The sequence below is a fragment of the Ornithinibacillus salinisoli genome (assembly GCF_042684965.1).
Lineage (GTDB): Bacteria > Bacillota > Bacilli > Bacillales > Amphibacillaceae > Ornithinibacillus > Ornithinibacillus salinisoli.
The window spans coordinates 19,520-27,316 of the sequence record NZ_JBHUMI010000042.1 but is presented as its reverse complement, the minus strand read 5'-3'; the positions used below and the strand labels follow the sequence as shown (position 1 = coordinate 27,316).

8 protein-coding genes, 2 tRNA genes and 1 rRNA gene are annotated in these 7,797 nt (G+C 36.0%); 10 read left to right on the top strand and 1 reads right to left on the bottom strand.

The genetic code is table 11. The features are described 5' to 3' along the window. Positions 1–260: 260 nt before the first annotated feature. The 3 genes from rrf (at position 261) to ACFSTA_RS19210 (ending at position 681) form a co-directional block, all read left to right on the top strand. Positions 261–376 (top strand): 5S ribosomal RNA (rrf, locus tag ACFSTA_RS19220). Positions 377–432: 56 nt separating this feature from the next. Then, positions 433–509, top strand: a tRNA-Met gene (locus ACFSTA_RS19215). Positions 510–604: 95 nt separating this feature from the next. Continuing rightward, positions 605–681, top strand: a tRNA-Asp gene (locus ACFSTA_RS19210). Positions 682–1,328: 647 nt separating this feature from the next. On the opposite strand, the gene ACFSTA_RS19205 is transcribed toward ACFSTA_RS19210, so the two are convergent. Next, the gene (locus tag ACFSTA_RS19205) at positions 1,329–1,511 is read right to left on the bottom strand and encodes a hypothetical protein (protein ID WP_377558454.1); all 183 of its coding nucleotides are present in this window, start codon (positions 1,509–1,511) and stop codon (positions 1,329–1,331) included. A gap of 269 nt (positions 1,512–1,780) precedes the next feature. Between ACFSTA_RS19205 and thiL the strand changes: the two genes are divergently transcribed. The 7 genes from thiL to ACFSTA_RS19170 all read left to right on the top strand — a co-directional run bounded on the left by thiL (position 1,781) and on the right by ACFSTA_RS19170 (position 7,668). Beyond that, complete coding sequence (gene thiL / locus ACFSTA_RS19200) at positions 1,781–2,755, top strand: thiamine-phosphate kinase (RefSeq protein ID WP_377558453.1); 975 nt, start codon at positions 1,781–1,783, stop codon at positions 2,753–2,755. Between the two features lie 4 nt (positions 2,756–2,759). Continuing rightward, positions 2,760–3,215: a tRNA (adenosine(37)-N6)-threonylcarbamoyltransferase complex ATPase subunit type 1 TsaE gene (gene tsaE / locus ACFSTA_RS19195; RefSeq protein ID WP_377558452.1), complete on the top strand. Its 456-nt coding sequence runs from the start codon at positions 2,760–2,762 to the stop codon at positions 3,213–3,215. Positions 3,216–3,239: 24 nt separating this feature from the next. Next, positions 3,240–3,947, top strand: a complete 708-nt coding sequence (gene tsaB, locus ACFSTA_RS19190) for a tRNA (adenosine(37)-N6)-threonylcarbamoyltransferase complex dimerization subunit type 1 TsaB (RefSeq protein WP_377558451.1) — start codon at positions 3,240–3,242, stop codon at positions 3,945–3,947. After that, positions 3,940–4,389, top strand: coding sequence for a ribosomal protein S18-alanine N-acetyltransferase (gene rimI / locus ACFSTA_RS19185; RefSeq protein ID WP_377558450.1), 450 nt, complete (start codon positions 3,940–3,942; stop codon positions 4,387–4,389). The genes tsaB and rimI overlap by 8 nt, the downstream gene beginning before the upstream one ends. After that, positions 4,386–5,396, top strand: coding sequence for a tRNA (adenosine(37)-N6)-threonylcarbamoyltransferase complex transferase subunit TsaD (gene tsaD, locus ACFSTA_RS19180; protein ID WP_377558449.1), 1,011 nt, complete (start codon positions 4,386–4,388; stop codon positions 5,394–5,396). The genes rimI and tsaD overlap by 4 nt, the downstream gene beginning before the upstream one ends. A 356-nt stretch (positions 5,397–5,752) precedes the next feature. After that, positions 5,753–6,928, top strand: coding sequence for an FtsW/RodA/SpoVE family cell cycle protein (locus tag ACFSTA_RS19175; RefSeq protein WP_377558448.1), 1,176 nt, complete (start codon positions 5,753–5,755; stop codon positions 6,926–6,928). A gap of 293 nt (positions 6,929–7,221) precedes the next feature. Continuing rightward, the gene (locus tag ACFSTA_RS19170; RefSeq protein ID WP_377558447.1) at positions 7,222–7,668 is read left to right on the top strand and encodes a hypothetical protein; all 447 of its coding nucleotides are present in this window, start codon (positions 7,222–7,224) and stop codon (positions 7,666–7,668) included. Positions 7,669–7,797: the final 129 nt, after the last annotated feature.

Genomic DNA, 7,797 nt, shown 5'->3' with positions numbered 1-7,797 from the left:
TGAGGTTGATAGGTCCGAGGTGGAAGCGTGGTGACACGTGGAGCTGACGGATACTAATAGATCGAGGACTTAACTAACACATTTTATGATTCGTTGTCACTACTCTTATTTAGTTTTTAGGGTATAATTTTTTTCGAAAAACCCTTGCATTTTAACGCAGAAATGCATATAATATATCTTGTCTGTTGAAAATCATTCAAGGAAATTCGGTTAAAACCGTTCAGATCTTATGAATAATAGTACGACATACGTCGTGTATGTCTGGTAGCGATAGCGAGAAGGTCACACCTGTTCCCATACCGAACACAGAAGTTAAGCTTTTCAGCGCCGATGGTAGTTGGGGCATTGCCCCTGTGAGAGTAGGACGCCGCCAGACAGATTTATTCATATCTTCTTAAAAGAGTATGAATAAAATCAACATTTTTCTTATATCGCGGGGTGGAGCAGTCTGGTAGCTCGTTGGGCTCATAACCCAAAGGTCGTAGGTTCAAATCCTGCCCCCGCAACCAATTTAATCCAATTAACATCGTCGAATTATTTCATTGTTAATTGGAAATCAGTAGTGCTGTAAAGTGCAACCAATTTAATCCAATTAATATAAGTTGGTCCGGTAGTTCAGTTGGTTAGAATGCCTGCCTGTCACGCAGGAGGTCGCGGGTTCGAGTCCCGTCCGGACCGCCACTATAAAATAAACATTAATACATAAACACACACATGATTTCATAAGAGGTCATGTTTTTTTATGATCTAGGAAAATATAAACATTAATATATGTGGATACTTCTTGGCAGGAACAGCCACGTCCAGCTCTGACGAACAGGACGTCCGTGTCGATGACGCCAAAGGATAAGGAAATCTTCTGAGAGTAACATCGCACGCAGAAAAGTGATTTTTTTCAAGGAGGTGGCGTTTTCATCGACCAGCGACTAGCGCAACTTTCCTCACCTTCGTACGATAACAGTTCGACATAGTCGAACATCCTTAAACTGTAAGATTAAAGGAAGGTCAACTAAAACCGGGCTTTGCGCCCAACGTCGGCATCCCCCTATGAAGGAGCATGTTTCCTTTATCTCCTACGGGGATTGTTCGAATAAAATCGCCACTTTGCATGGCAACATTGAACCACTAGCGTTGTGTTGGCGCAATTCCTACGTCGCTAAACGGGCGCTTACGCTTTTGTTCATAATTTGGCATTGTAAAAGTTTAATGTTGATATAATAAAAAATAGAACTTCCAATTATCTTGAAGTTCTATATCGTAGTATAATCTTCTTCAACTAAAGCGTTTGTTACTACAATAGCTATATTTTCATTTTTTATAGTAAAGCCTTAATCATCTTCCTTTTTTAGAACCTTCTTTATTCCCGAAGCGATAAGTACACCTATAAGACCAGCTATACTCATAGTAACAATATGTCCCCAATCTACTTCGCCGTTTTGAAACAAACTTAGTAAGAAACCAGCTAATATTACACCTATAACCCAAAAAACCCAAAATTTTAGTGAATACAAGTAATCCCCCCTGCAATTTTCTCTATTGAGTTTGTTAAACCTAACTTGCTTCGTTAGTAGAATTAGATATTATACTAAATCACAAATTTAGCTAATCTAATTGTATCATACCGTCTACGATAGTTGAGCCGATTATCCACAACTAACTTTAACAGAGCCATTTATATATAAAAATTGCAGTGAAAAATTATAAATCACAACTAATTTTTTTCTTTTCCTATCCTTTTTGCTATTATTAATGTAGTACTTTACAGGACTAGGTGAGCATAATGGATGAATTTTCATTTATAAATTCAATAAAACAACATACATATCAACAGTCTTCAGTAGTTAAAGGTATCGGTGATGATGCAGCGGTATTTCGTCAATCTTCACAAGACATAGTAATTGCCAAAGATATGTTTGTAGAAGGTGTTCATTTTTCTCGCCAAACAATGGAAGCATATCACATCGGGTATAGAGCACTAGCTGCAAACCTAAGTGATTTAGCTGCTATGGGAGCAACTCCTGCATTCTACCTTGTAGCAATTGCCATTCCAGATAATTGGTCATCTTTAGAATTAGACCAAATATATCAAGGGATGAAAGTCTTAGGAAAGAAATATAAAATGGATTTAATTGGTGGAGATACGGTATCTAGTAGTGAATTGACGGTATCAGTAACGGTAATAGGCTATGTTGGTAGTGGAGGAGCTCGATATCGAAATAGCGCTCAAGATGGGGATATCGTGTTCGTTACAGGTACACTTGGTGATTCGCAAGCTGGTTTCCATATTCTGAATAATCCTGGGAATTATAAGAATGAAGCTTATTTTATAAAAAGACACCGTATGCCTACTGCTAGAATAGAGTTTGTAAAAGCTTTAAAGGATTGTACACGACTAAGCTTGAATGATATTAGTGATGGAATTGCTAGTGAAGCAACGGAAATTGCAGAAGATTCAGATGTTCATATACATTTATATGAGGAACAGATACCAGTTAGTAAATTATTTACGCAGTTTCCTCCAAATCTACAGCACAAATGGAAATACTTTGGGGGAGAAGATTTTGAATTAGTAGGAACGATACCAAAAAATGAATGGTCCATAGTGCAGCAAGCTGCAATCTCAACGAACATTAGATTATCTCAAATAGGTTATGTTACGGCAGCATCTAACGTAAAGGATCGAGTGTTTCTACATAGAAGGAATGGTACAATAGAACGTCTAGACAAAAAAGGGTTTAACCATTTAAGAAGGTGAAATTATGAGTAAGCAACAACTACAGACAAATACAGAAGAAGAGACTTTAAAAGTTGCTGAAAAACTTGCTACATTAGTAAATCCAGGAGATGTAATTACTCTCGAGGGTGATCTGGGTGCTGGTAAAACAACTTTTACGAAAGGGCTTGCGACTGGACTAGGAGTTAAACGAACGGTTAATAGTCCAACATTTACAATTGTTAAGGAATACGAAGGTAACATGCCTTTATATCATATGGATGTATATCGATTAGAGAATTCAGAAGAGGATATAGGATTTGAGGAGTATTTCAGTGGAGATGGGCTTACAGTAGTCGAATGGGCACAGTTTATAGAAGAGTTTTTACCTGAGGATATTTTAAACATTACGATTACGTATGTAGATAAACATTCTAGACTAATTGAATTTGAGCCAAAAGGGAAGCATTACGAGGAAATACTAACAGAGTTACTTGGGTAGTATACGATTAGAAGGGGTTAAATCATGAGCATACTTGCGATTGACACATCCAATCAAGTATTGGGTGTTGCTATTTTAAGGGAAAATCAAGTCATTGGTGAAGTTGTGACAAATATAACTAAGAACCATTCTGTTAGACTGATGCCGGCTATTGATAACTTAATGAAAGAGGTTAATATTGAACCTACTCAATTAGAGAAAATAGTTGTTGCTAAAGGGCCAGGTTCCTACACTGGGGTTCGGATCGGTTTAACAACGGCTAAAACCCTTGCTTGGTCTTTAAACATTCCTATAGTAGGTGTTTCAAGTCTTGAAGTATTAGCATACCAAGGTCGTTTTTTTGATTCACTTGTGTGTCCTTTTTTTGACGCACGTAGAGGTTTGGTGTTTACTGGATTATACGAGTGGATAGATGGCAAATTAGCATTAATTGTAGAAGAAACAAACATCTTAATGGAGGAATGGCTAACTAGACTTTCTGAAAGTAATAAAAAAATCCTTTTTCTTAGCCCAGATATTGAAAAGCATAGGGAACTGATAAGGGAGAAGCTTGGTGATTTGGCTATAATTCCAGAGGATACCTATCATATAGCAAAACCATCTCATTTAGCACTGGCAGGAAGCTATCATGGTGCGGAACATACACATTCTATAGCACCCAATTATTTACGTTTGGCAGAGGCTGAAGCAAATTGGTTAAAGAATCAAGAGGGAAATAAAACGAATGGCTGAATTAATGATAAGGAAAATGGAAATATCGGATATAAATGATGTGATGGAAGTGGAGAAGAAATCTTTTTCCTCTCCATGGACGGAAGAAATTTTTAATCAAGAATTAGTTGAAAATAAACATGCTCATTATTTTGTTATGTTAATAGAAAAGAAGGTAATTGGTTATGTAGGTTTGTGGGCTATACTAGACGATGCACAAATTACAAACATAGCAATCTTACCGGAGCTGCGAGGAAATAAATTCGGAGAGAAACTCTTCCGGTTTACGATTCAGCAAGTCCTACGGATGGGGGCAAACCGATTATCTTTAGAAGTGCGTGCATCCAACACCGTAGCACAACACTTGTATCGTAAGTTCGGATTAGTGCCTGGAGGTATTCGTAAAAATTATTATAGAGACAATAATGAGGATGCAATAGTAATGTGGGTGAATTTATCATGAAAAAAGATACATATATATTAGGGATCGAAACAAGCTGTGATGAAACAGCTGTTGCTATTGTAAAGAATGGCACAGAGATTATCTCAAATCTAGTTGCCTCACAGATTGAAAGTCACAAGCGTTTTGGTGGTGTGGTTCCTGAAATAGCTTCCCGGCACCATGTAGAACAGATGACAATTGTTTTAGAGGATGCCATACAGGAATCTAAATTAAATTGGGAAGAGATTGATGCAATAGCGGTAACTGAAGGACCGGGACTTGTTGGTGCACTACTAATAGGAGTAAACGCAGCGAAAGCCTTAGCTTTTGCCAAACAAAAGCCTCTTGTAGGTGTACATCATATTGCTGGACACATTTATGCGAATCGCTTGGAGCAGGAGTTCCAATTTCCATTACTAGCTCTAATTGTGTCTGGAGGACACACTGAACTCGTATTAATGAAAGATCATGGCACATATGAAGTAATTGGGGAAACAAGGGATGATGCTGCAGGAGAAGCATATGATAAAGTAGCTAGAATGCTCGAACTTCCTTATCCAGGTGGGCCACATATTGATCGATTAGCATTAGAAGGTGAAGAAAATATAGATTTTCCACGTGCGTGGTTGGAAGAGGACAGTTATGATTTTAGCTTCAGTGGTTTAAAATCAGCGGTAATTAATACTATCCACAACGCAAAACAACGAGGAGAAAGATTGAGAAACGAGGATATTGCAGCTAGTTTCCAAGCAAGTGTTATTGATGTACTTACAACTAAGACGTTAAAAGCAGCCAAAGATCACAACGTAAATCAAGTTATTGTTGCAGGAGGAGTTGCTGCTAATCAGGGTCTACGATCGGTATTAGCGCAAAAATTTGCTGAAACCAATATACCATTATTAATTCCACCATTACGGTTGTGTACAGATAACGCCGCGATGATTGCTGCAGCTGGAACTATTGCATACGAACACGGAAAACGATCAGGCTATGACTTAAATGCAAACCCGTCAATGTTATTAAAATAGCCTTACAATAATACTTATCCACATGGTTGTGTACAATTTCTGTGGAAACTTAATATATAGAGAATTAACTTGTTGATAAAAAATGTAGATAACTTCATTTTTATCTGTGGATAATGTGTATAACTTTGTTGATAATGAGTTAAATTCCGTTTTTCCTTGTGGATATGTTTGTGGATTTGGAAGAATGGGATTTAAATTGAAGTAAAAACCCGAATGGAGTTCCATGAAAGAGATACACTGATGTCGGTGATAATACTAGTAAGTTGGATTGGATCGGTTTAACGATTAACCAATGGGGAAGGGACCTTAATAGTTGAAGGTTTACGTTATTATAAAGGGAAATTTGGTGCTGCTACATGTCAAAGAAACAGTCATATTTTTTTCAGAATGATCTCATCATCTTATTAATATTATTTATTTGTGTTAGCCTGCTTGCAATTTATAATGCAGAGCAAATGCCACAAAATGCGGGTGAAAATTACGTCTTTAAACAAATCATTTGGTTTTCTGTGGGCATATGTATTCTAGCTACCATCCAATACTTTGAATTAGATCAACTATATAAGGCTAGTATTTTCATTTATAGTATTGGTGTATTAGTTCTAATTGTGTTATTAATTAGTCCGGAAAGTATTGCAGCTGAAGTAAGAGGGACAAAGAGTTGGTTTACTTTTCCTGGGTTGTCTTTACAGCCAGCGGAATTTACTAAAATAACCACTATTCTATTTTTGGCAGCTGCAATTAGTCAGCATAAATCAAAATATGAGATGGCGACCATAAAGTCGGATATCCTATTATTAATTAAAATAGGATTGATCACGGTGATACCAGTTTTCTTTATTTTATTGCAGCCAGACTTTGGTACTTCAATGGTTTATGTTTTTATAGCAGGAATGCTGGTGCTTCTATCAGGTATTGATTGGAAAATTATTGCTAGTTTAATTGCAATCGTTACTGCTGTTGCAGCCAGTGCATTGGCATTAATTCTTAGATTTCCTGAGTTATCCCAGGATTTAATAGGCATTGAGCCATACCAAATCAATCGAATACTAACATGGTTTGATTCGACACAGCAATCGACAAATGATACGTGGCAGTTTGATCTTTCGATGCTTGCGATTGGATCTGGACAATTATTTGGGAAAGGGATGAACGGCTTACAAGTAGTCAATTTGCCGGATGCACATACAGATTTTATTTTTTCCATAATAGGTGAGAGTTTTGGGTTTATTGGAAGTGCTTCTGTCATTTTATTATATTTCCTCATGCTCTACCGACTAGTTACGCTTGGACTTAATAGCTATAAAAATAGTTCCTTTGGTTCATATATCTGTTTTGGGTTTATGAGCTTGTTGTTAATCCATGCGTTTCAAAATATTGGGATGACGATTGGTATTATGCCTATTACGGGAATTCCATTATTGTTAATTAGTTACGGTGGTAGTTCAGTTTTATCCACAATGATTGGATTTGGACTAGTGTATCGTGTTGCAGTCGAAAATACGATTAAAAATGATTATTTATTTAAATAAGAAACCACATGATTTTTCTTTAAGTAGTTCGATTTTGAAGTACAAAAACGTATTTAGAAGACAAAATAACAACAGAATTATCGCACCAATTTACAGAGTAAATAACATTACAAATGGTAAAATAGAACGCTTGGATATTAAGTTATTTAAGCGTTCTATTTTACATTGTTTTGTTTAACTTAAGGACCAGTTTACTTTAAGTACATTTTTTTACATATTCTATACTTTGTTAATCTATTACTGTATATAAATGCATGTTCCAAGGATAATAAAGAAAAAAAGGAGGCAATGGTATGAAGAAGTTATCCGTTTTACCATTTCTTTTTATATTTACCTTGAGTGTTACTTTTAGTTCCGTTAGTGCCGAAAAAACAAACAACCACGATTCCACAGGAAAGGAACAAATATTTGACCATTACTTGTTATCGGAATTCAATAATGAAATTAGCAAAGCTGTTGAAGATTTCTATCAGGAAGAATCAATAATGATACAATTTGACTGGTGGGATAAAAAGTATGATGTAGTCGAAATAGACCAATCGGAAAAAGGTCATGAGTTAGATTACAAATATAATGGAAAGAAACAACAATTTAATTTTGTTATTGAATTCACTGTATTGCCATATACAGACAAACTATTAGGTACAGACACAATAACTTTTGGTGTCCAACAAGATGAAAACTTAGAAAACCAGGCTAAATTATTGAATTACGAACACAGAAAACCAACTAAAAATTGACATAAAGTTAACCAAGAATGCACTTAAAGGTTCCATTTTATATTAAGTAGTTCCGATACCGTGAGAAAAGTTAAAATAACAGTTTAAATAACATACTGACATTGTGTTTAGTAGCATAAGCATAAATAT